General features: G+C 37.1%; 16 protein-coding genes. 7 read left to right on the plus strand and 9 right to left on the minus strand.

The window, feature by feature from the left end; genetic code table 11:
- The first annotated feature begins 2 nt into the window (after positions 1–2).
- Genes rnc through pyk form a run of 3 tightly spaced genes read left to right on the plus strand, consistent with a single transcriptional unit; the run spans position 3 to position 2,656 of the window.
- Positions 3–767: a ribonuclease III gene (gene rnc, locus RHP76_RS12455; protein ID WP_311228332.1), complete on the plus strand. Its 765-nt coding sequence runs from the start codon at positions 3–5 to the stop codon at positions 765–767.
- Positions 745–1,218 (plus strand): IPExxxVDY family protein, encoded by a 474-nt coding sequence (locus tag RHP76_RS12460; RefSeq protein ID WP_311228333.1) that lies wholly within the window; start codon positions 745–747, stop codon positions 1,216–1,218. Before rnc ends, RHP76_RS12460 begins: the two co-directional genes overlap by 23 nt.
- Positions 1,211–2,656 carry a pyruvate kinase gene (gene pyk / locus RHP76_RS12465; protein ID WP_062675798.1) on the plus strand — a complete coding sequence of 482 codons (1,446 nt, stop codon included), beginning with the start codon at positions 1,211–1,213 and terminating at the stop codon, positions 2,654–2,656. The genes RHP76_RS12460 and pyk overlap by 8 nt, the downstream gene beginning before the upstream one ends.
- A gap of 205 nt (positions 2,657–2,861) precedes the next feature.
- Here pyk and RHP76_RS12470 read toward each other — a convergent pair whose 3' ends face one another.
- From RHP76_RS12470 to hutI, 3 genes are all read right to left on the minus strand, one after another.
- Positions 2,862–4,154, minus strand: coding sequence for an aldehyde dehydrogenase family protein (locus tag RHP76_RS12470; protein WP_120232746.1), 1,293 nt, complete (start codon positions 4,152–4,154; stop codon positions 2,862–2,864).
- A 138-nt stretch (positions 4,155–4,292) separates the two neighbouring features.
- Entirely contained in the window at positions 4,293–5,213 is a 921-nt protein-coding gene (gene hutG, locus RHP76_RS12475) for a formimidoylglutamase (protein ID WP_123279070.1), read from the minus strand.
- A 73-nt stretch (positions 5,214–5,286) separates the two neighbouring features.
- Positions 5,287–6,510, minus strand: coding sequence for an imidazolonepropionase (gene hutI, locus RHP76_RS12480; RefSeq protein ID WP_062675918.1), 1,224 nt, complete (start codon positions 6,508–6,510; stop codon positions 5,287–5,289).
- Between the two features lie 259 nt (positions 6,511–6,769).
- Between hutI and ruvB the strand changes: the two genes are divergently transcribed.
- From ruvB to coaE, 4 genes are read left to right on the plus strand one after another with little or no spacing between them, the layout of a single operon-like run.
- Positions 6,770–7,792 (plus strand): Holliday junction branch migration DNA helicase RuvB, encoded by a 1,023-nt coding sequence (gene ruvB / locus RHP76_RS12485; RefSeq protein ID WP_062675795.1) that lies wholly within the window; start codon positions 6,770–6,772, stop codon positions 7,790–7,792.
- A gap of 42 nt (positions 7,793–7,834) precedes the next feature.
- On the plus strand, positions 7,835–8,446 hold the full coding sequence (locus RHP76_RS12490) for an FMN-binding negative transcriptional regulator (RefSeq protein WP_062675794.1): 612 nt from the start codon (positions 7,835–7,837) through the stop codon (positions 8,444–8,446).
- Between the two features lie 13 nt (positions 8,447–8,459).
- Positions 8,460–9,326 (plus strand): MBL fold metallo-hydrolase, encoded by an 867-nt coding sequence (locus RHP76_RS12495; RefSeq protein WP_062675793.1) that lies wholly within the window; start codon positions 8,460–8,462, stop codon positions 9,324–9,326.
- A gap of 8 nt (positions 9,327–9,334) precedes the next feature.
- Positions 9,335–9,964 carry a dephospho-CoA kinase gene (gene coaE, locus RHP76_RS12500; RefSeq protein ID WP_216443816.1) on the plus strand — a complete coding sequence of 210 codons (630 nt, stop codon included), beginning with the start codon at positions 9,335–9,337 and terminating at the stop codon, positions 9,962–9,964.
- Between the two features lie 138 nt (positions 9,965–10,102).
- On the opposite strand, the gene RHP76_RS12505 is transcribed toward coaE, so the two are convergent.
- The 6 genes from RHP76_RS12505 to RHP76_RS12530 form a co-directional block, all read right to left on the minus strand.
- The gene (locus RHP76_RS12505) at positions 10,103–14,530 is read right to left on the minus strand and encodes a GEVED domain-containing protein (protein WP_311228334.1); all 4,428 of its coding nucleotides are present in this window, start codon (positions 14,528–14,530) and stop codon (positions 10,103–10,105) included.
- 167 nt (positions 14,531–14,697) lie between these two features.
- Positions 14,698–17,730, minus strand: coding sequence for a reprolysin-like metallopeptidase (locus tag RHP76_RS12510; protein WP_311228335.1), 3,033 nt, complete (start codon positions 17,728–17,730; stop codon positions 14,698–14,700).
- Positions 17,731–18,008: 278 nt separating this feature from the next.
- A complete protein-coding gene (locus RHP76_RS12515) occupies positions 18,009–18,674 on the minus strand; it encodes a DUF6048 family protein (protein WP_120232742.1) in 666 nt (221 codons plus the stop codon).
- Complete coding sequence (locus RHP76_RS12520) at positions 18,640–19,116, minus strand: DUF6452 family protein (RefSeq protein WP_123279067.1); 477 nt, start codon at positions 19,114–19,116, stop codon at positions 18,640–18,642. The genes RHP76_RS12515 and RHP76_RS12520 overlap by 35 nt, the downstream gene beginning before the upstream one ends.
- Positions 19,117–19,147: 31 nt before the next feature.
- A complete protein-coding gene (rlmD, locus tag RHP76_RS12525; protein WP_311228336.1) occupies positions 19,148–20,560 on the minus strand; it encodes a 23S rRNA (uracil(1939)-C(5))-methyltransferase RlmD in 1,413 nt (470 codons plus the stop codon).
- A gap of 108 nt (positions 20,561–20,668) precedes the next feature.
- Positions 20,669–22,210, minus strand: coding sequence for a TlpA family protein disulfide reductase (locus RHP76_RS12530; protein ID WP_062675786.1), 1,542 nt, complete (start codon positions 22,208–22,210; stop codon positions 20,669–20,671).
- Between the last annotated feature and the right edge of the window lie 215 nt (positions 22,211–22,425).

Consider the following 22,425-nt stretch of genomic DNA (forward strand, 5'->3'; position numbering starts at 1 on the left):
GAATGGAGTTACAGAAATACTTTTCTAAATTCCTTCTCAAAAAAAGAAAAAGACAATTAACGGAGAGAGAATATTTTCTCATTACCGAGCTTAGAAAAGTTTTGGGTACAGAGGTACAGAATATCGCTCTTTACCGTGAAGCTTTTTCTTTGAAAAATTCTTCTAAAAATCAAGACAGCAATTACGAAAGACTTGAATTTTTGGGAGATTCTGTTTTGGGTACAATTATTTCTTGTCATTTGTTCCAGACTTACCCTCAGGCTAATGAGGGATATCTGACACAAATGAAATCTAAGATTGTTAATAGGAAAAACCTCAATAAATTAGGAGAAGATCTCAAGCTTACCAGCCTTTTGCAAAAGCAAAACAGCTCATCAGCTTTAGGAGAAAATATCTCTGGAAATTTGTTTGAAGCCTTAATCGGTGCCGTTTATTTAGACTTCCATTATGATACCTGTAAAAGGATTATTTTGGAAAAATTGCTGACCCCTTCCGAGATCAATAAGCTTGAAAACAAAATTGTAAGTTATAAAGGTCTCCTGCTCGAATGGAGTCAGAAGAAGAAGGTCAATATAAAGTACGAAACCTGCGAAGAAATACAGGCTAATAAATCTATCGTATTTAGATGCCATGTATGGCTGGGAGATGAAAAAATTGCTAATGCAACAGAGACTTCCAAAAAGAAAGCAGAGGAAAAAGCAGCACAGAGAGCATTTTATATTTTAAACAAAAAAGAAAATATACTTGGAAATTCAAAAACTTTATGATCTTGATGATATAGAATTTGAAGATATTGCCATAGGATTGGTAAGATTAGCCAAAGATATACCTGCTCACGAGTTTTTCTACAAAATAAATCAAATCAACAACCTCAATTTTTCAAGAAAGAAAGATCTTGTCTTTCATGGAGGTTATTATGATTATTTTTTTCCAAGATTTGAAGCCTACCACAAGTATACGAAGACTTGTTTTACCTTCATTTCCAATAAATCTTCTGAAAGTAAGCAAAAAAAAATTCAGACAGAACTCTTTACAGAAGAAGAAAACATTAAATTTTTATTAAATAATCAGGTAGATGTGGAATATATTCTGCATAGTTCGGAACAGTTTCCTGATTTTTCCGTAATTTTGCTCCCTGAAAATCTTGTATTTCCAATTCAAGATTATACATTGAGTTCTGATGAGGAACTTTATCAAATTATCCAGTATTATGAATAAGTATTTAAAGAAGACAAAAATTATCGCAACACTAGGGCCTGCTTCATCGTCGAAGGAGGTAATGTTAGATTTAATGAAAGCGGGTGTTGATATTTTCAGAATAAATTTTTCCCATGCAGATTACGACTTAGTTCGAAAAAATATTGAAATAATTAGAGAGCTAAACAATGAGTATGGTTATTCTGTAGGAATCCTTGGAGACCTTCAGGGGCCTAAACTGAGAGTGGGAGTTGTAAAGGAGGGATCTTACCTGAACCCAGGTGATATTCTTACCTTCACTAATGAAAAGATGGAGGGAGATTCCACAAAGGTATACATGACGTACCAACAGTTTCCACAAGACGTAAAAGTAGGTGAAAGAATCCTTATTGATGATGGGAAACTAATGCTGGAGGTTATCGAAACCAATGAAAAAGATACTGTAAAAGCAAAAACTATTCAGGGAGGTCCGTTAAGTTCTAAAAAAGGAGTTAATCTACCTAATACAAATGTTTCTCTTCCTGCCTTGACAGAAAAAGATGTTCAGGATGCTAATTTCATGCTTGACATGGAGGTAGACTGGATTGCTCTTTCTTTTGTACGTCACGCACAGGACATTATTGACCTGAAAGAATTAATTGCAAACCACCCGAACGGTAAATTCAAGACTCCTATTATTGCGAAGATTGAAAAACCTGAAGGCGTTAAAAATATTGATGAAATCCTTCTTGAATGCGACGGATTAATGGTTGCACGTGGAGACCTTGGGGTAGAAGTTCCTATGGAGGAAGTTCCTGCGATCCAGAAAAACCTGGTAGAAAAAGCAAGATTCTATTCCAAGCCGGTAATTATTGCTACTCAGATGATGGAAACCATGATCAACAGTTTAACACCAACAAGAGCGGAAGTAAATGACGTTGCCAATTCTGTATTGGACGGTGCTGATGCGGTAATGCTTTCCGGAGAAACTTCTGTAGGCAGATATCCGGTACAGGTTGTGGAAAACATGGCTAAAATTGTAAAAAATATCGAAACTACTCATTTCTACCAACACAAAAATGAGCCTATCGAGAAAGATTATAACTGTATTGATGAAAGATTCATTACCAACAGGGTTTGTCTTGCAGCAGTAAGAATTGCTAAAACAACCAATGTTTCTGCTATTGTAACCCTTACTCATTCAGGATATACAGCCTTCCAGCTTGCAGCACACAGACCCAACTCACACATCATCGTATATAGTGGTAACAGAAGAGTAATTACGATGCTGAACCTTCTTTGGGGTGTACATGCCTATTACTATGATATGAAAAAGTCTACTGACGAAACGATCATCCAGGTCAATATGCTAACGCACAACTATGGTTATATTGAAACCGGAGACTTCGTAATCAACATCAATGCTACTCCATCATATGAAGGTGGAAAAACGAATACATTGAGACTTACTACAGTATAAGCAATAAGCAATAAGCAATAAGCAATAAGCAATAAGCAATAAGCAATAAGCAAAATTACTTTTTGTCAAAGCATAAAAAAACTCCTGGAAATGAATTTCCGGGAGTTTTTTTTCTATGTGTGATAATTTGTCATTCTGAACGAAACGTATTGAAGTGAAAAACCTCTGAGATTCCTCGATTCCCAAGAATGACATTATACCTGATTTAGTTACCTACAATCGTCTTAGCGGTCACAAATTCTTTTAAAGCTAATAAAGATAGTTCTGTTCCATATCCTGAAGCTTTTGATCCTCCAAATGGAAAACGTGGATCAGAACTTGTCATACGGTTGATATTGACTGTTCCAGATTCAAGGTTTTCAATGAAAAATAACTGGCGGTCTTTATTCTTAGTCCATACAGAATTGGAAAGTCCGAAAGGAATATCATTGGCCATCTGTAAAGCTTCTTCATCATTTTTTGCAATCATCACCATACCAAGAGGACCAAAAAGTTCTTCTTTTAAAATAGGATTTCCTTCCTGAACTCTGATTAAACCAGGATTAAATTCATTTTCAGAAACTCTTTCCAAAGGAATAATAATTTCTGCACCGTTTTCCAATGCCCTGTTGAACTGAGCTTCCAATTCATCGGCAAGATCGGGTCTTGCCATTCCTGCCAGTTTGGTTTCTTTATCTAAAGGATCTCCAATCTCATATTTCTTATATTCTTCAATGAATATTGGTAAAAACGCATCTTCAATCTTTTCATCAATGATAAATCTTTTTGCTGCAGTACAGGTTTGTCCACAATTTTGAAGTCTGGATTTTGCTCCTGCTTTTGCTGCTTCCTCCAGATCCGCATCTTCGAAAATAATGAAAGCATCACTTCCGCCTAATTCAAGTAAAGATTTTTTAATATTTAAACCGGCAATTGAAGCTACTTCTCCTCCGGCTTTTCCGCTGCCTGTCAAGCTTACTCCTTTTACAGTATCATGTTCAAGGATTTCTTTTACAGCTTTATGTCCTACTTCAAGATTCTGAAAAATACCTTCAGGAAAACCTGCTTCCAGAAGTACTTCTTCAATGGCATTTCCACTTCCGAAACAAATTGAAGCATGCTTCAAAACGATTGTATTCCCAGCTAAAATCGCAGGAGTAGCAAATCTCAGCACCTGCCAGAAAGGAAAATTCCAAGGCATTACACCTAAGATTACCCCTTTCGGAGCATAATGAACTTCAGAATAAGAAAATTCTGATTCAACTTTTTCTGGTTTTAATATATTTTCAGCAGTGGCATAATAATTCATCATTAAAGCACACTTTTCCACTTCAGCAATAGATTCTGAAATGGGTTTATTCATTTCTGTAGTAATTATTTTCCCAAATTTCTCCGAATTATTCTTTAAAATTTCCGCTGCTTTTGCAATTAACTTCTGCCTTTCCTCAAACGGCACTTTTCTCCACACTGAAAACGCTTTATCTGCTTTAATAAGCTTGCTTTCAATTAATTGTTCCATAATATAAATTTCTGTTTTAAATTCAGCTAATGAATTTATGAGCGCTTTTATTTTAAAAGCACGGTGAAATCAGCAAATTCCATTCCTTAAGGGTTAATAAAATAATGATTTTCTCTATCGGAAGAATATAACTTTATCTTACATCATTAGCCATTCATTTACAAGACATGCTGCCAGTCTTGCTGTTCTGTCCTGGATATCGAAAGAAGGGTTAACTTCTGCCACATCCAGCGCCACCAATTTTTTATTTTTTAAGATATGCCTGTAAAAATGCATAAATGCAGCATCTGCAAAGATACCATTATAAGCAGCAGCCGAAACTCCGGGAGCGATTGATGCATTAAAAACGTCCATACAAATTGTTAGATAGGCATAATCTACATTGTCCAGCAATTCATCAATACGCTGATAGATGGAGGTCAGGTTTTCAAAAAATAATTCGTCTGCCAGGATATATTTCATTCCATGCTGATGAGCTGTATCAAAAAGCTTAAGTGTATTGGAGTTTCTCTGAATTCCGATATGCAAAGAATTAATGGGACCTTCCTGGGCAATCTGCCAGAATCCGGTTCCTGAGCTTGGCCCTACTCCATTTTCTGGTTGTCGGTTATCGAAATGGGCATCAATATTAATAATTCCAATTTTTTGTTCCGGGAAGGCTGTTTTAACGCCTAAATAATGAGCATAGGTAACTTCATGTCCTCCGCCCAAAACAAGGGATTTTCCTCCTTTTAGAAGGACTTTTGAGACATTTTTAGCAAGATTATTCTGAGCGTTTTCCAGATTACCGTCTTCACAGGTAAGATTTCCAAAGTCCAGCAGAGAAAAATCCGGAAGAATTACCGGAAAATTAGACATATTTTTCCTGATCACATCAGGAGCATCTTTCGCTCCCTGACGGCCTTTATTTCTCCTTACTCCTTCATCCACAGCAAAACCATGCAATGCAAAATCTCCTGCAGCAATGTTGTCGTAATTACGTTCTTCTTTAACTCTTTGAAATAATCTGTGATAGAGAAGTTCTTCTCCGTCCAATCTGCCTTGCCAAATAGTACTCATTATTCAGTCATTTGCCTATTGTCTGTTCTTCAATCGATTATGATTGAAGAACAAATATTGTTAATTTATAATTTTATATCAGATTTCCATCAATATAAACCTGTTCTGCTTTCAGGCTTCCCTGGTTATACAGTACATTCTGGAAATTGTTGGTTTTGAAAGTGACAAAATCTGCCTTTTTCCCTACTTCCAGTTGTCCTCTGTCTTCAAGATTCAATGCATAAGCAGCACGGAAGGTCATCCCGGCCAAAACTTCAGCTGTAGTAAGCTTTTGGAAGGTGGCTAAAATAGAAGCCTGGGTAATTAAATTTCCCATTGGGGCAGATCCCGGATTCCAGTCACTAGCAATAGCTACAATAGCTCCTGCATCTAATAATTTTCTTGCCGGGGTAAATTTCTCACCCAATCCTAAACTCGCTCCCGGAAGGGCTGTTGCCACCGTATCAGATTCTGCCAGAAACTGAATATCTTCATCTATTGTTGCTTCCAGATGGTCTGCAGACTTCGCTCCTACTTCTACGGCAATTCTTGAACTTCCAGGGGTAAACTGATCTGCGTGAACCGTAATTTCAAAACCTAATTCTTTTGCTTTAAGCAAGAATTCTTTACTTTCTTCCGGCTGAAAAGCAGACTTTTCAATAAAGATATCTACTCTGTTCGCTAAGCTCTCTTCTTTTACTTTTGGTAAAATTTCGGTGATGATATATTGCAGATATTCGGGATTGCTTCCGTCAAAATCTCTTGGTTTTAAGTGAGCTGAAAGACAGGTTGGAACTAAAGTGGCTTTGGTTACATTCTGTGCTTTTTTAATAATTCTAAGCATCTTCAACTCGTTTTCCACATCCAGACCGTATCCACTTTTCACTTCAATGGTCGTAATTCCCAGATCAATCAAAAAGTTGATTCTTTCTCCTAAAGTTTTTAACAATTCTTCTTCTGAAGCATTTCTTGTATGCTGTACGGAACTCCAGATTCCACCACCGCTTTCCGCAATCTCCAGATAGGTTTTTCCTGCATTACGCATGGCAAAGTCATTCGCACGGTTTCCTCCGAAACAAATGTGGGTATGTGAATCTACAAAAGCAGGAAGAACAATCTGTTCTCCTTCAATCTGTTCGATTTCTATAGTAGGATTTTCTGTTTTCAATGTTTCAAAATTTCCAACTTTCCTGATGGTATTCTGATCTACTACAATTCCTCCGTCTACAATAATTTCCAGCTGCTCATCAGAAATTTTTCCTCTTAAAGGTAAGTTGGCAAGCGTTACCACCTGTTTAAATGGGCCTATTAATTTCATTAGTTTAAAGTTAATGCGATGTTTAGATGTAAGCTGATCCATTTTATATCAAACTCAATTTTCCAAACATTCAAAATTTCATTAATTTTTATTAATAATTTCTTCTCTCAAAAATACTTAAAATATCCCAATTATTTAAATCTTAGCTGTTCTCATTTTCAACCCTGGCTTAAACCTCTCTATCAATCTCAACGTTTTCTCAATCTGCCCTTCAACCTTTGTCTAAATTTGCTATCTTTGAAGTAAATGAAATGAATTAATGCCAGATTTTTTACATCCAGATAAGGAAAACTACTCACGAGAGGAGCTGATGCAGGAAGAACAGATCCGTCCACAGAGCTTTAAAGATTTTGCGGGGCAGAGAAAGACGCTGGAGAACCTTGAGGTTTTTGTTACCGCTGCGAAAAGACGTGGAGGAGCATTGGATCATGTTTTATTACATGGTCCGCCGGGACTTGGTAAAACGACTTTAGCCAATATTATTGCTAATGAACTTGGGGTAAACTGCAAGGTTACTTCGGGCCCTGTATTGGATAAACCCGGAAGTTTAGCTGGTTTACTGACCAATCTGGAAGAAAATGATGTTCTTTTCATTGATGAGATTCACCGTCTTTCTCCTGTGGTAGAGGAATACCTGTATTCTGCAATGGAAGATTACAAGATTGACATTATGCTGGAAACAGGCCCTAATGCCAGAAGTGTACAGATAGGGCTAAATCCTTTTACTCTCGTAGGTGCTACGACAAGAAGTGGTATGCTTACAAAACCAATGCTTGCCCGATTTGGAATTCAAAGCAGGCTGGAATATTATTCTATTGAACTTCTGTCTATGATTATTCAGAGAAGTGCAAGGGTTTTAGGCGTAGTTATATATGAAGATGCAGCAATAGAAATTGCAAGAAGGAGCCGTGGAACGCCAAGGATTGCGAATGCATTATTAAGAAGAGTACGTGATTTCGCTGAGATCAAAGGGAATGGTGAAATTGAAATCAAGATTACAAAATATGCTTTGGACTCTTTAAATGTGGATGAATTTGGTCTGGATGAAATGGACAATAAAATCATGCGCGTCATGATTGAAAATTTTAAAGGAAAACCAGTTGGTATCTCGGCTCTTGCAACATCTATTGCTGAAAATCCGGAAACCCTGGAAGAAGTATATGAACCATTTTTGATTCAGGAAGGGTTTATTATCCGTACTCCGAGAGGGCGAGAAGTTACTGATAAAGCTTACAAACATTTAAACATTACAAGACCTAAAAACCCGGGAGAGTTATTTTAATTCAAAGTTTAAGGTTTAAGGTTAATGAGAATTGATTAGTTTATGTTTATACCTAAATTATACAGAAGTGAAGATTACGATTTGATGAGAGAGATTATCAAAGAAAATTCTTTTGCTTTACTGATTTCTTCTGTCGGTAAGATACGGGCTACTCATTCTATGATGATGCTTAATGAAGATGATCCTGAAAATGCCTATATTGAAACTCATATTTCAAGAGCTAATCCCCAGGCCAAAGCCTTACAAAATGGTGATGAAGTTCTTTGTGACTTCTTAGGGGCTCATACTTATATATCCAGCAGCTGGTATGATCATATCAATGTTTCCACCTGGAATTATGAGGCAGTACAGATTCACGGAAAAGTTGAAATAATGAATCATGATGAGCTATATGCTCATTTGGATAAATTAACGTCCAAATATGAAAGTTTTCAGCAATGTCCCATGATGGTAAAAGATATGGGAAAGGAATTTGTGGAAAAGGAAATGAAGGGCGCGTTTGGGATTAAAGTTATTCCAACCGAAATATTTATCAAGCAAAAACTTTCTCAGAACAGAAAAGAGGATGATTTTAACAACATCATTACTCAACTTGAGCAATCTGATGATAACGCGAGAAAAATTGCAGAGAAAATGAAATTAATAAAGAAATAATCAAAATATACATATGAAGTTATATCCAATACAATGTGGAAAATTTAAACTGGACGGCGGTGCTATGTTCGGAGTCGTCCCGAAGAGTCTGTGGGAAAAAACGAACCCGGCAGACGAAAAAAACCTGATTGAGCTGGGGACACGTTCTCTGCTTATTGAAGATGGAAAAAAACTGATCCTGGTAGACTGTGGTCTTGGTAACAAACAGGATGATAAATTCTTCGGTCACTACTCTCTTTGGGGAGATGATACTCTTGATAAGAATCTTAAAAAATATGGCTTTATAAAGGAGGACATTACGGATGTATTCCTTACTCACCTTCACTTCGATCACTGTGGTGGAGCGATAGAATGGAATGACGATAAAACCGGATACAGACCTGCCTTTAAAAATGCTAATTTCTGGACGAATGAAAATCACTGGCAATGGGCAACAGAACCCAATGCAAGAGAAAAAGCAAGTTTCCTGAAGGAAAACATTATGCCAATGCAGGAAAGCGGACAACTTAACTATCTGCCACTTCCTACTACCGGAAACTACGGTTTCGCTCCTGATCTTAAAATGGACGTTATCTTTGTAGACGGACATACAGAAAAACAAATGCTTCCGGTCATCCAGTATCAGGAAAAAACTGTTGTTTTTGCGGCTGACCTTATTCCTACAGCAGGACATATCAACCCGGTGTATGTGATGGGATATGACACCAGGCCTCTTTTAACAATGGAAGAGAAAGCAAAGTTCCTGAAGCAATGTGTAGACAATGAATATTTACTGTTCTTTGAACACGATGCTCATCATGAGCTGGCAAGTCTTAAAATGACCGAAAAAGGAGTGAGACTTGATGAGACGTTTAGCTTTAATGATGTTTTTGGATATTAATTTTAATCATGGAAGAATTACATTCAGAAACACAGCAGACAGAGCCGGAACCAGCACCCAAGATCATTGGTTTAACAGGAGGAATAGGTTCTGGAAAAACCACAGTAGCGCGCTTTATAGAGGAATTCGGCTTTCCGGTTTATTATTCCGATGACAGAGCTAAAGCCATTGTTAATGAGAGTGAAGACCTGAAAACAAAAATCAAGGAACTTCTTGGCGAAGAATCTTATGATGAAAATGGGTTATATGACAGAAAATTTGTGGCTGATCAAGTTTTTAATAACAGAGATCTGCTTCAGCAATTGAATGAGATCATCCACCCCGCTGTAAGAATTGATTTTGAAAACTGGGTTAAGAAACAAAGCAAATATTTAGTTTTTAAAGAAACAGCTTTATTGTTTGAACTGAAACTTAACAGACAATGTTATAAGTCTCTTCTGGTAACAGCCGAGGATAATATCAGGATTAAAAGAGTAATGGACAGGGATAACAAAACTTATCGTGAGGTAGAAGCTGTCATGGAAAAACAGATGCCTGAAAGGGATAAAATAAAAATGGCAGATTGTATTATCTATAACAATACCAATCTCGAAGAATTAAAAGAACAAACTGAAAAAGTAGTTTTCAGTATTGAATAAATAAAAACTCGTTAGAAGTTTTTCTAACGAGTTTTTTTCTGCAAAAAAATAATTTCTGAGACATTATTCCAATGAGATAATTTAATAAAAAATAAGCCTCCAAAAATGGAGGCTTATTCTATGTGAAATTTAAATGACTTATTCTTTGATAAATTTCTTTTGGGTAGTATTACCGTTATCGTCGATATCAATTACATAAACACCGTTAATCAATCTGCTTACATTGATCTGGTTGTTTAGTAAGATACCGTCAGCAATTACCTGCCCAGCAGCATTGTAGATTTTGTATTTAGCTCTCTTGCTAACATTTTTCACAAACAATACTGAGCTTACCGGGTTAGGATAAATCATAACACTTGTCTGATCAATTGGATTAGCAACAGTCGGTTTAGAGATTCTTACCGTGTAATCCTCTACTTCTCCGTTTTTGAAGTCAGTACAGTTCACAGGGATACCGTCTCTAGACATTGCTACTCTCATCACTACATACTTATAATCTGTCATACTTACAAAAGCATCTGCAGGTACATTGAATTTACCTGAAACAGGGCTGTTTGAATTAGGTGAAGAAGTAAATACTCTTTCGTTGATGTCAAACTCTCCGTTTCTGTTGAAGTCAATCCAAACTGCGATTCCTTCATTGTAAGTAGTTCCTGTCCATTTTTTCTCAATGATGATCTCATTGTCAGTTGATCCCTGGATCATCTCGATAAATGTTTTAGGAACTCCAGTATAATCTGTATAAGTAGAAGCTCCGGATTCATTCTCCATTGTTTTCTTACCTGTAGGCTTCACAGTAACTTTAGAGATATGCTCTCCTGTAGAGTTTTCACCTTTCATCTTACAGTAGATTACTGTAGGTGTTGTAAAGTAGTAAGGAGGAGTATAGTTTCCTGGCGTACCGTTACAGATATTCACTACCTGCATTTCATATTTTGTTAATTCTGTAAGACCTGTCAATACAAGGTTATTAACTAATGATGGTACTTCTGTCCAACTTGGAATACCTACTTTTCTATATCTAAGAACATACGTTGCTCCAGGGAACGGATCCCACTGAATTGCCGCTGATGTAGGAAGCAATTGAGTAATTGTCAATCCTGGAGGCGGAATTTGGCATATTCTTTCTGTAGTAAATACTTTAGGGTTAGAATATGGATTCAATGTTGTTTCACCATTACACTGGTTAGCAATCTGTACTTCATAAGTTGTATATGGCTCTAAAGGAGTTGCACTTCCCAATACATAAGTATTTGCAGGAGCTGCTGGTAAACTTATAGTTGCCCATGTAGTAGTACCTACTTTTCTCCATCTCATTGTATACGTAGAGCTTGCTGCAAGCGGAGCCCATGTAATCAATGCTGTTGTTGGAGTAATGTTACTTACTGTTACATTTGGAGGAGTAGGATCACATCTTGTAGTGAATGTCTTGATTGGTGTTGCTGTTCCAACGATATCTCCACAAATTGCTGCTACCTCTACTTCATAAGTAGTTGCTGGTGTCAGTCCGGTGATTACTAACGGAAGGTTACCCAATTGTGCTGAAGCATATACTTGCGTCCAAGCTGTTGTTCCCTGAGCTCTGTATCTCACCACATAGCTCACTCCTGCTCCCGTGATGGTAACAGTAGCTGTTGTATGTGTAGTTGTAAATGTTGGAGCGTTAGGAGTTGCATTACTACAAGGTCTGATTCTTACTCTATAATCTTCCACTTCCCCATCCACTGCATTCTGGCACATTACTGGAGCATTTGTACGTTTTAATACAACTCTCATTGTAGTTGTCAATGGTCCTGTGTAAGAATTTGAAGGAACAGCAAAAGTAGCCGTTACCGGAGTAGTTGTATTGGCTGGAGAAATTAAAATTCTCTCGGCATCTGTAAACTGTCCGTTTCTGTCAAAGTCGATCCATGCTGTTACAGCATCGTTACCTGTGGCACCTGTCCAACCTTTCGCTACAGAGATTTTATTATTCTGAGAATCTACATCTAAAGTTATAAGCGTCTCCGGAGTAGTATAGCTGGTATAATTGGTTTGTACCGAAGTATTATTCATTGGTGGCACTCCAAGGTTCGAAGAGGTAACTGTTACATTCGAAATATGGTCATTTGTACCGGTACCTGTCATTTGACAGTAAGTCAATGGAGGTGTTGTGAATGTTACTGTTGATGAGTAAGATCCTGTAGAACCGTTACAAGTTGTAGAAACCTGAACATCATAATTAGTCTGCTCTGTAAGACCAGTAATTCCATAGAAGTTCTGACCAGCAGGAACTGTAGCAGTTTGCCAAACCCCACTTGGAGAAACTCTCCATCTGATATTATAAGTAGCCCCTGCAGTAGCAACCCATGACACTGTTGCAGTAGTTGCCCCAATATTATTTACTGTAATATTTGTTGGAGGAGCTGTTGAACAAGGCTGAGCATCTACAAATTTTACTGCATAATCTTCTACTTCTCCCTGAGTGAATGTTCCACATGGATTAGCATTATCAAAATATCTCATTACTACACGCATACGGGTAGGAAGATTTCCTGTATACACGTTACCACTTGCCACCGTAGGTACTGCAAAAGTAGCTGTTACCGGTGTAGTTGTATTATAGGTTGTATTAAGAATTCTCTCGCTGGTTTCAAATGTTCCGTTTCTGTTAAAGTCTACCCATGCTGAAACTGCATATGAAGAAGGAGAACCCGGCCAGTATTTGTTTACAGAAATTTTATTATTTGCAGAACCTCTTTCAAAGATTACTACTCTTGTAGCATCCGCTGTATAATCTTTGTAATTGTCAGATCCGGAATTACTCATCATAATAGGAGTATTCGTAGGAGTAACAGTTACATTATTAATATATCCGCTTGTTGCAGTATTACTTGTAGGACCTGCTGTACAATAAGTAAGAGCAGGTGTTGTAAAGGTAACGGTTGGTGAGAATGCCCCTGTAGTACCTCCACAAACAGTAGCAACCTGTACATCATATGCAGTCTGCTCCAATAATCCCGTAAGTAATTGGTTACTGATTAATGGTGTATTTACTGCAATCTGTTGCCATGCTCCTGAAGGAGACACTCTGTATCTTACTATATAAGTAGCTCCTGTAGTAGATGTCCAAGTAACATTCGCTGAAGAAGGAGTTACGTTATTAACCATAATATTAGATGGCGGGGCTGTAGAACATCCTGCCAAATCGATCAGTTTCACAGCATAATCTTCAGTTTCACCATAATAGTAAGTTCCACAAGCACTAATAGGGCTGTATTCATTTAATACAACGCGCATTTTTGTAGTCAGGTTTCCTGTATATACACCACCTCCATTGGGTACTGTAAATGTAGCGGTAACCGGAGTAGTTGTGTTACTTGGTGAAGTAAGCACTCTTTCAGTTGCTTCAAAAACACCATTACGGTTAAAGTCAATCCAAACTCCTGTTAAGAAGCTATACTGAGTACCTGGCCAAGCTTTTGAAACTGAAACGGTAGCTGTACCTCCTCTTACCAAAGTAACTACTCTTGTAGGATCCGTACTGTAATCTGTATATCCACTCTGACCAGAGTTGCTGTACATAGACGGAGCACCTTGTGCATTAACAGAAACCTGATTGATATATCCGTCAATATAGGTACTTGTAGCACCGGAAGTACAATATGTAAGAGCCGGAGTTGTAAAGTTGACACTGGAAGAGAATGCTCCCTGTGTCCCTCCGCAGACAGTGGCTACCTGAACTTCATACTGAGTCTGCTCAGTTAATCCGGTAATAATCTGGTTTGCGACCATAGGAGTTGTAACATTGATTGTTGTCCAGGCTCCCCCAGAAACAGGTCTGTATCTTACCACATAAGTGGCACCCGAGGAAAGGTACCATCCTACATTAGCAGAAGTTGTTGTCAGGTTTGAAACTGTAATGTTGGTAGGTGGCGCCGTTGAACAAGCTGGAAGCGGGTGGCTTTCCAACTGTATTCTCGGAATATCTGCAAGCCTGTCTTTTGCAGAAGGCGGTGATGCAGGATCTGGATTTGTAGAATCCTCATAATAGATGATCCCACGGTTCGCTCCAGCATTATATGATCCCCAAGCCGTTCCTGGAGAAGATGCATAATCGGGAGTTTTTTCATTGACAGCAACCACAAGATTGTCTGTTCCATTCCATAAAAATGGTGTAGACAATTGAAGAGTTACCCAGCTTCCATTCGTTAAGTTAGGTAAAACTCCGTCAAACACCTGAGTCATAGAACTTACCGGAACCCAGTTTGTATTGGATGTAAAGCTATTCTGGGTGGTGTTTCCCATATATACCACCCAATCCTTATAAACAGCCTGAGAGGCTGCGACGGTGGTAGAATAAAACTTTATAGCTGTGATATAGTTCGACGTACCAATGGCAGTCGTAAGTTCCGCAGCTGTATAAATCTGCTGGGAATAACTATACCCATAATAGGAACGTATGGGGAGATACACAGAGGTACCCGTTCCTGTCCCGATCTGTCCTGCCTGAGCCGAGACTTTGGATACAAAGCCTGTACAAATCAAACAGAGAAACAGAATTAAAGAGGTAAAGAATTTCTTCATAATGTTTTCATTATAATATTAATCACACAAATCTAATCATTTTTTATTATTAATTTATAAGTGCATTTATGTTTTTTTTATAAAAAAATAACAAATTCATCACTTATGCTCTAAATAAAGAAATCCCCGGGAGTTCCCGGGGATTTACTAATATTTAAAGGTTATCTTTATTTTTTGATAAATTTAGATTTGAACTGTTCAATTCCTTTATCATCTATTGTAATAATGTAACCACCTTTAACTAAAGCTGAAACATTAACCTTTCCATTATTGATATTTCCTCTATCTACTAATTGTCCGGCAGCACTATAGATCTTATAAGTTGCTTTATCTGAAACCTTAGTAATATTCAGAACATCAGTTGCAGGGTTTGGATAAATCTGAATGCCATTATTTTTAATAGTATTTTCAGAAGTAGCAAGGTTACCCGTAATAACTACGTTATAATCCTCAACCTCACCATCGAAAAGTTCTCCACAAACATAATCTGAAGGTAATGATAAACCAACGTTACCCCCTCCAGTTCCAGCACCTACATAGAATGCTACAACTCTCATTCTTAATGGCTGTCCTTCTACTGCATTCGCTGGAATTGTAACGTTTCCGCTTACTACAGTTGATGGCTGCGTTAATGTTACAGGATAATTCAATACTCTTTCTGAATCACTGAAAACACCATCTTTGTTAAAGTCTATAAATGCAGCTACCGTATCATAATCAGCACTACCGGAGTTCCCTACGGTAACAGACATAGGGTAAACATTCCCTTTTGTTAAGTTAATTTGAAGTGCTGTATTTGTTGTATAGTTTGTATATGTACTATTTACAGAAGTGTTATTTACATTCGCAAGTGTCACATTGGCAATATACTCATAGTCTGAACTTGTTGAAGCAGCTGCGCAGTAAGCAAGTGCAGGTGTACTGAAGTTTACGGATGCAGAATATGTTCCTACTGTAGTACCACAAACTAAAGCTACCTGAACTTCATACGTTGTACCATCAATTAAGTTACTTAAGTTGATTGAAGGAACTGCTGTATCAGCTTCAGTCCATACAGTTGTACCTACTTTTCTGTAACGTACTTTATAAGTTGCGCCTGTATAAGACATCCAGGATACACTTCCTGAAGACACTGTAATGTTACTTACAACAACGTTGGTTGGAGCAGCACTGCTACAAGCAGATAGAGGTGCAATACTTACAGGTCCCACCGCATAGAAAACATTTCCTATTGAAGAAACTCTTACTTTAATTGTCTGACCGTTCAATGAAGAAGGGAAAGTGAAGTTTTCAGATCCGTCATTAGGTGTTGATGCTGATAATACCGTCCAGGTTGTTCCGTTATCTGTAGTGTAATCAATTTTTACATTAGCAACATTATAAGGAGCTGCATTGGTATTGGCAACAATCCATTGAACTGGAGTTGGAGTATTCACATCAGCATATTGGTTAGCTAATCTGAAAGGACCATTATCTCCTACAACAATAGTCTGAACTTTAAAAGCAGATTGCTGTTGAGCTACATTGGAATTATTATCTCTTACCGTTAATGCAAAATTTGTAGTTCTTGCCGTAGTAGACACTGCCTCCCAAGTATTGTTTGCATTATTTAATACTCCGTTCATTACAGACGTAAATTTCGGGAAATATCTTGTTGGGCTTGCATTTGGAGCAGCAGATCTGAATGAAGCTCCTGATGTTGTGTTTCCTAAGTTATATTTATCAATAGAAACCAAGGCATCATCTACCTCTTCCCAAGAATAAGTCATTGGGTCATTTTCAGGATCTGTAGCACTACCCGTCAAAGCAAAAGCAGTACCTTTTGGTATAGTATATGTTGGCAGATCAGCAATTACCGGTGGGTTATTGGTAATTGTCGTTTCTACGTCACAAGTTTTTGCAATTAAGTTCGCTTGTACCTGACCGATACTTGCTTTATGGAAATAAGGATCAGAGTTTTGCTGAACATCTGTATCAGGACCGGTAATACCAGCATATCCCATAATAGTAGTTCCAGAACCAGGTTCCATATTTACTCCACTTCCTTCAAGATTATGAGAGAAAGTATGATTAGCTCCTAACTGGTGACCCATCTCATGGGCTACATAGTCGATATCAAAGCTATCGCCTGATGGAATTCCATTCGCAGGAGAAGTAAATCCTGAACCTTTTCCTTTAGGAACTGAAGTTGTAGGATTAATACATACACATCCGATACATCCGGCGTTTCCTCCACCTCCAGATTTACCGAATAAGTGTCCGATATCATAGTTGGTATTTCCAACATTGGCTGTCAAAGCTGATTGTAACTGCGCGTTCCACGCTCCCTGTGCTCCGGTTGCAGCTGCAGAATATGGATCAGTAGCAGGATCAATATAAATTACATTAGGAAAGTTCTGTAAATTCAAATGCAATGCAAAGTCTTTCTCAAAAACTCCATTTACTCTGGTTAGAGTATTATTGATAGCAACAAGTGCAGGAGCTCTTTTCTGATCATCCGTAGCAGTAGCAGGTACACCAGCAAGTCCCATAAAGTATTGCGTATACTCACCTGTAACAGACATTGCCAGTCTCATTGTTCTGTATTTCTTATCAGAACTTTTGTTAAAAGTTGTCGGCTGATTAGTGAACGACTGTTCATTTTTTAATAAAGCATCTATTTCCTTCTTAGCAGCAGGAGATTCTTCTGTAGAACACAAGAAACCGTTCTTTTCCTTTTTTGTTTTAGGATGAACAGCATACACTGTTTTATCTGCGGCTGTAGGGTCTATAAATTCATATTTATCTCCATGGATGATCATTGACTGAAAATCATTAGGAGCGATACTGAATCTTAAGTATTTGGTAGGGTCATCGACACTAGTTCCAACATAAGATCCTAATTCATACTTGTCTGCCAGTTCTTTTACAACTACTGGAAAACTATATACATTAAACCTTTCAATCTTCCCGCTCATTGTAGGAAGAGAAATTACTACAGGAGTGGAATTTGCTCCCATTTCCTGTGCATTCTTCAGCTGAGATCTTAGTAAGTTCAGGTCCAGTTTATAATACCCGTTACTTCTTACATTAGATTGATCTACTCTAAATCCTGTACTTCTTTTGTTATCGTCTCCTTTTTTAAGAGAGGTGGGTGTCCATTGGCCGAACACTGCTCCTCCTATAAAAGTAAACATTAAAGCAGTAAATACTTTTTTCATAAATTAAAACACAATTATAATTTCCGCCAAATATAGCTATTTTATAAATCACACAAATGAAATAACTTAATATTTTTTAATATTATACACCTAACAAACATATTCATTAAAAAAAATACAAATCAAAGAATATGATTAATTTTATATTCTATATTATTGTACAATTCAAGAATTATCATTTATAGAAATTATAAGTAACATTCATTAAAAAAAACACAAACTTTAGAACAATCTAAAGTTTGTGTTTTTTTTATCTTAAACGGTAAGAGCAGTTATTTCTAGAACTTATAAGCAATATTCCATGCAAATCCCATATTAAACTTTGAGGAACTTTTTCCGAACCCGGGAACTATCATCGGAGAGATGTCATCCTGCTTGGTAGTGTATACCATATATCTTGGCTGAAGATTCACATCTATATAAAAATTAGAGCTGAATAACTGTACTCTACCTCCAATAGTTCCCTCCAGCCAAAAAGAAGACTGCGAGGATGAAGGAAATGCTTCAGAAGAATTACTTCCTCCAAATCCACGAACAGGAATCGCCATATATTCCTGATTATAGAATGATCCTGCCACTTTTCCTCCGGCATAAAATCCGTTGAATTCATTTTCAGCATCTTTTGCCAGCATATAGAACGCACCTAACTTCACGAAAGGTCCGTTTGCCTTAGCATCATAGCCATTTTTCTGATATACGTTTTTCTCAAAACCTGCTTCTGCAATAGCATGAACATTTCCTTTGATCTTGGAGGAAATAAATCCCTGATACAGTTTTCTATCTGAAAAAAATCCGGCTCCGGTATTCAATACATCAAGGCCAACCATAAAATTAGGTTCATATTTTTCCTGAACCTTCTTCTCTGCTTCCTTTTTTTTGTCTTGTGCCCAGCTTATTATTCCAAATAAACTAAAAAGAAAGGTAAAGATTAGTCTTGTCTTCATTTTCGATTTGATTTTGTCCGACCTCCACTTTCTGAACTGGATCCGGAGTTACTAATTCTGAAGTTAAATTCTCGTAATACTTTTTGATTCCGCATCCGGGAGAAACGTATGTTGACTTTGTAGTATAATTAATTCTTACTTTAGATTCCTTCCCCTTTTTAGTAAGTTTAAAATAAACGTCTGTATAAGGTGAATTGTCTACCCGTAGAGGAATTAACCTTGAATCAGTCTTTACAGCGACTCCGAGATCTACCTTTCCTGCACCATAATCTACTGCAACATAGAGTGAATCCAGAGTAGTCTCTTTTCCACTATCCTTATCTCTGTAGGCCACCTTCATTCTGGGAGTTCCTTCTCCGCTTTCACAAATATCATCGTCACCCCCACAGGAAACAAGCATTCCTAAAAAGCAGATCGCTATAAGAAATTTAAAGTACTTCATATTAAGATTTGAAATTCAAATTTAAATAAATTTATTTTTTAATCAGTAATGCAATGTTCTCAACATGGTGTGTTTGTGGGAACATATCTACTGGTAAGATCTTTACTAAAGTATAATGATCTTTCATTAAAGCAAGATCTCTTGCCTGTGTAGCAGAGTTACAGCTTACATAAACTACTTTTTCCGGTGAAAGCTTAAGAATCTGCTCTACAACCTTCTGGTGCATCCCGTCTCTTGGCGGATCTGTGATTAATACATCTGCTTTAGGGTGGCTGGCCATGAATTCATCATTGAAAATGTCTTTCATATCTCCACAATAGAACGTTGTATTTGTTAAACCGTTCAATGCTGCATGCTCTATTGCTGCATCTATTGCTTCCTGTACAGATTCTATTCCGATTACCTGTTTTGCATTTCTTGCTACATACTGAGCAATTGTTCCTGTTCCTGTATAAAGGTCATATACTACTTCATCACCTTTCAGGTCTGCAAACTCCAGTGTTTTTCTGTATAATTCTAGCGCTTGTTTGTAATTGGTCTGGAAGAATGATTTCGGTCCAATCTTAAACTTCAGCCCATCCATTTCTTCCATAAGATACCCTTCTCCGAAATATACGTTGATATTTAAATCATAGATAGAGTCATTCTGTTTAGGATTAATGGCATATACCAATGTTTTAATCTGTGGGAATTTTTCTAATAAGAATTCAAAAAGTTTCTCTCTGTTTTCTTTTTCTTCTCTGTAAAGCTGGAAAAGAACCATCCATTCTCCTTTGGAGTTCTGTCTCATCATTAAGGTTCTTAAGAATCCTTCCTGATTTCTCACATCAAAAAAGTCAAGGCCAGTATTAACGCCATATTCTTTTACAGCCAGTCTAATGGCATTGGAAGGATCTTCTTGAAGGAAACACTCCTTCAAATCAAGAATCTTGCTCCACATTCCCGGAATATGAAAACCTAAGGCATCTTTGCTCCCGAAATTTTCTTCGGAGCTTATTTCATATTGAGTAAGCCATCTCGCATTGGAGAAGGAAAACTCCATTTTATTTCTGTAAAAATATTGTTCTTCAGATCCTAGAATCGGAACCGTTTCAAAGTCATCAATTCCTCCGATCCTTTTGATATTATTATAGACTTCTTCCTGTTTAAAATCAAGCTGTTTTTCATAGCTCATATTCTGCCACTTGCATCCTCCGCAAGTACCAAAATGAATACATTTAGGCTCAACTCTGTACGGTGATTTTTCAAGTACTTCAATGGCTTCGCCTTCATAGTATTTAGACTTTGCTTTTTTCACTCTCACATTCACAATATCACCTGGAATTGCGCCTGTTACCATTACCGTTTTACCTTCCTCTGTTTTTCCTATTGCCACGCCTTTTGCTCCGGCTGTCAACAATTTTATATTTTCAAGAGTTAGATCTCTTTTTTTCTTCCTACTCATTCTAAAATTTTCTATTTTCCTAATGGGAACTTTTACGTTCCGGTTTGCAAAAATACAATAAAAAAAACCTTATCCGAAGATAAGGTTTCTATACTGTGTTAAAGTTTATTATTTTGTTGGAGCCGGCTGTGGATTTGCTGGCTGTGGCGCTTGTTGCATTGCAGATGGATCAAGCTGTAATTGTGGCTGCATTTGTGCATTTGGATCTACCTTCGGAGCTGAAAGACCTGTTTGTTTATCCAAAATAGTCACTAGTTCCTGCTCACCAAGGTTTACGAAAGATCTGCTGGCAATTTTACCATCTTTATCGATAATGACAAAGCAAGGTAACTTGAACCCGTATACTCCATATTTCTTAGCGATGTCAGAGTTCAATCCTCCTTCTCCATAAACATTCACTCCCTGAATTCCTTTTAATAAAGAATTGCTTGTCTTAATGAATTGATCTTTTGTATCGTCTACGTTTACAAATACAAAATTCATTTTAGACTTATAAAAGTTTACCACTTCTTTTAATACAGGTACTGTAGCTTCGCTAATGTAAGGATTCCATGAAGCATAGAAGAACAACATATAAGGTTTTCCTTTGTTTTCAGAAAGTTTATATGTTTTTCCGTCTTGTTTTGCTAACGCTGCTTCAGGAGCTGTCTCTCCGATTTTAAGTCCTGTAATAGCTACCTGCATTTTTAAAAGGTCACTTTTAATCGTAGCATCTTTAATATCTGAATCGATGATCTTTTTAATCTTGTCAATATTGGCAGCTGGAGTTGTTGGATGAATATCAGCCTGAGCCATTACAAATGCAAGAAGATAATCTTTTGCAGTTTGAGATAAATCTTTTTTTGTTTTTAAATACTGGGCGAACATCTCAGAAGTTGTAATCCCTGTTTTTCCTTTGCTGTTTGCTTCAGCATATTTCTGGAAATCAGGAGTCATTTTTACAAGAAGATATTGTCTGTAAAGAGGAATAGTTTTTACCATTCCATCTTTGTCTGTTTCCAGCTGAGTTTCGTAATCTTTGAAGGCCTTAGAAGCTTTGAAAGATGGGTTCCCTGACATTGGACCATGAGACATTTCATAGTTGGCAAGCAAGTTAAGAATGGTTACTTTCACATCGTTTTTCTTCCATTCCAAAAGTCCTTTGCTTGGATTATTTTTCTTGGCAAGGTCATCTACATTTTTATTAATATCTGCTTCAATTTTATGCATACCTTTCAAAAATGCAGCTTCGTCACCACCCATTAATACAGGTAAATTAACTTTACCTCCATAGTCTGCCAAGAACTTCATACTTGCCGTAAGGAAGTCATTATTCTTTTTAGCATCTCCGGTAATCACATATTCATTTGGGAAAGTAGCTCCGTTTCCTGAGATATTTACTTTTTGGCCACCTTCAAGATAAATCAGGCTTTGTCTGCCCGCGTAATTGATTACGTACATTCCATCTTTAGGAGCGTCAAAATTCCCTGAAAAGTTTCCGTCTTTATCAAGACCTATATTAATCAAAGGCAGGGTTCCTACTCCTGAAGCTTCTACAAATTCAATTCTTTCTAATGGTGAGCTTCCGGTAATTTTTCCTTTTACTTCTACTTTTTTTGAACAAGACATCACAAAGAATGTGATGATAAACAATAAAAGATATTTTTTCATTTCAATTTTTAATATTACACAAAAATACGCTTTTTAGGGCTTGCTAATTCACACTAATTATTTTTTTTAAAAATTTTATTATTACCATTAAAAAGAGATATTCCAATTATTGGAAATCATCTTTTTGGAGGTAAAAAGTATTTGAAAGTTTTTTCAGAAAACGATTCAATTACCTTTCAAATATATACTTAATAAATAAAGAATAACGAAGATCA

The organism is Chryseobacterium sp. SG20098 (genome assembly GCF_031844745.1).
GTDB lineage: Bacteria > Bacteroidota > Bacteroidia > Flavobacteriales > Weeksellaceae > Chryseobacterium > Chryseobacterium cucumeris.

What these genes read in the sequence shown, in the direction of transcription:
- pyk (WP_062675798.1), top strand. Translation starts at nt 1,211, where the DNA reads ATGAATAAGTATTTAAAGAAGACAAAAATTATCGCAACACTAGGGCCT.
- hutG (WP_123279070.1), bottom strand. Translation starts at nt 5,213, where the DNA reads ATGAGTACTATTTGGCAAGGCAGATTGGACGGAGAAGAACTTCTCTAT.
- hutI (WP_062675918.1), bottom strand. Translation starts at nt 6,510, where the DNA reads ATGAAATTAATAGGCCCATTTAAACAGGTGGTAACGCTTGCCAACTTA.
- RHP76_RS12505 (WP_311228334.1), bottom strand. Translation starts at nt 14,530, where the DNA reads ATGAAGAAATTCTTTACCTCTTTAATTCTGTTTCTCTGTTTGATTTGT.
- RHP76_RS12530 (WP_062675786.1), bottom strand. Translation starts at nt 22,210, where the DNA reads ATGAAAAAATATCTTTTATTGTTTATCATCACATTCTTTGTGATGTCT.
- RHP76_RS12510 (WP_311228335.1), bottom strand. Translation starts at nt 17,730, where the DNA reads ATGAAAAAAGTATTTACTGCTTTAATGTTTACTTTTATAGGAGGAGCA.
- RHP76_RS12520 (WP_123279067.1), bottom strand. Translation starts at nt 19,116, where the DNA reads ATGAAGTACTTTAAATTTCTTATAGCGATCTGCTTTTTAGGAATGCTT.
- ruvB (WP_062675795.1), top strand. Translation starts at nt 6,770, where the DNA reads ATGCCAGATTTTTTACATCCAGATAAGGAAAACTACTCACGAGAGGAG.
- rnc (WP_311228332.1), top strand. Translation starts at nt 3, where the DNA reads ATGGAGTTACAGAAATACTTTTCTAAATTCCTTCTCAAAAAAAGAAAA.
- RHP76_RS12515 (WP_120232742.1), bottom strand. Translation starts at nt 18,674, where the DNA reads ATGAAGACAAGACTAATCTTTACCTTTCTTTTTAGTTTATTTGGAATA.
- RHP76_RS12495 (WP_062675793.1), top strand. Translation starts at nt 8,460, where the DNA reads ATGAAGTTATATCCAATACAATGTGGAAAATTTAAACTGGACGGCGGT.
- RHP76_RS12490 (WP_062675794.1), top strand. Translation starts at nt 7,835, where the DNA reads ATGTTTATACCTAAATTATACAGAAGTGAAGATTACGATTTGATGAGA.
- coaE (WP_216443816.1), top strand. Translation starts at nt 9,335, where the DNA reads ATGGAAGAATTACATTCAGAAACACAGCAGACAGAGCCGGAACCAGCA.
- RHP76_RS12470 (WP_120232746.1), bottom strand. Translation starts at nt 4,154, where the DNA reads ATGGAACAATTAATTGAAAGCAAGCTTATTAAAGCAGATAAAGCGTTT.
- rlmD (WP_311228336.1), bottom strand. Translation starts at nt 20,560, where the DNA reads ATGAGTAGGAAGAAAAAAAGAGATCTAACTCTTGAAAATATAAAATTG.